At 53.3% G+C, this 1,067-nt stretch carries 1 protein-coding gene; it reads right to left on the bottom strand.

The window, feature by feature from the left end; all coding sequences use genetic code 11:
• Positions 1 to 74: 74 nt before the first annotated feature.
• On the bottom strand, positions 75 to 866 hold the full coding sequence (locus A1351_RS24695) for a hypothetical protein (RefSeq protein ID WP_157096255.1): 792 nt from the start codon (positions 864 to 866) through the stop codon (positions 75 to 77).
• Positions 867 to 1,067: the final 201 nt, after the last annotated feature.

Genomic DNA, 1,067 nt, shown 5'->3' with positions numbered 1-1,067 from the left:
ACACCGGCGAGAAGGCGCTCAACGCACGGAGACCGGGTTATGCGCCGGAGCCGCCGAAGGAAGTGCTCGAAACGCTATAATGGAATCTCATCATAATCGAATTTTTCGAAGCGCTCCCCTTGAGACTTCAGGTCGCTCCAATCGAATCCATAGAGTTCGCTATCAGCCCAATCATTGGGATACCTGATCCGAAACAGGGATCCTGTCGAGGCTTCCATCGGATGGTAATCGTGCCCTGACATCAAGAGCGCTGTTGGGCCTGCGGAGAACGAACGATCGCGAAACTGTGCTGAAATAACAACAAGAAGGCCAGCAACAGCCAGGACAAGATTTTCAAAATTTGCCTTCTTGAATTCATCGTGTCGATCATGTTTGCTTGCGTTGTAGGCCTGATACCAGGGTAAGCCCGGACCGCCCGGATTTGAGAGACCCCGGCTCGGCTTCCATGCCTCGAAAGGCCTCCAGATCCGAGGGCTTCCATTCCAGATCGGAAGCATCACTTCATAGGATGATAAGTGATGTGAGGCGTCCACTTTTCGATAGTCGCTCATGTTTGTGGAACGGTTGCGCGGCGGCGTGAAGATGTTTTCCTCAAGAATGGCTTTGAAATTCGCCTCGACCTCAATGCATGCTCGCATGAGCAAAGCATGTATCCTGTAGGAATATGCAGTATTACATTCGTCGCTCGGCTCCAGATATTCAAAAATCGATTGGAGGTCGTCCTGGATTAAGGTGTAGGCACGGACGTAATGCTCCGCATTCTTGGCGTAATCTCGGTCGCAGATAAAGGCCCAACTGCTGTAGCCAGAGTTCGGGCCGGGAATAAAGCCGCGGTAGATACGATGGTAGGGTCTCGATAGACTCATCGCGGTTTCCTATCGGTTTATCGCAGTGACGTTGATGAGCCCGCGGGCGCCAGCTCCGCAATCCTTTCGACCTCCGCCTGACACACGTCGGTAAGAGCGAATGGCCCGGTGCCGACGACAGGGCCAGCCCTGCGAGGTCCGCTTGAGGTCCGCTCAATTCTCGTCGCCGGCTCCAAAGTCGCACAACGTATTGATTTTATT

Source organism: Methylosinus sp. R-45379, from assembly GCF_001644125.1.
In the GTDB taxonomy this organism is placed as follows: Bacteria; Pseudomonadota; Alphaproteobacteria; order Rhizobiales; family Beijerinckiaceae; genus Methylosinus.
This window is presented reverse-complemented; position numbering and strand designations above follow the sequence as displayed.

Bases quoted from the DNA above. Each gene is read 5' to 3' on its own strand.
- A1351_RS24695 (WP_157096255.1), bottom strand. From the start codon at position 866: ATGAGTCTATCGAGACCCTACCATCGTATCTACCGCGGCTTTATTCCC.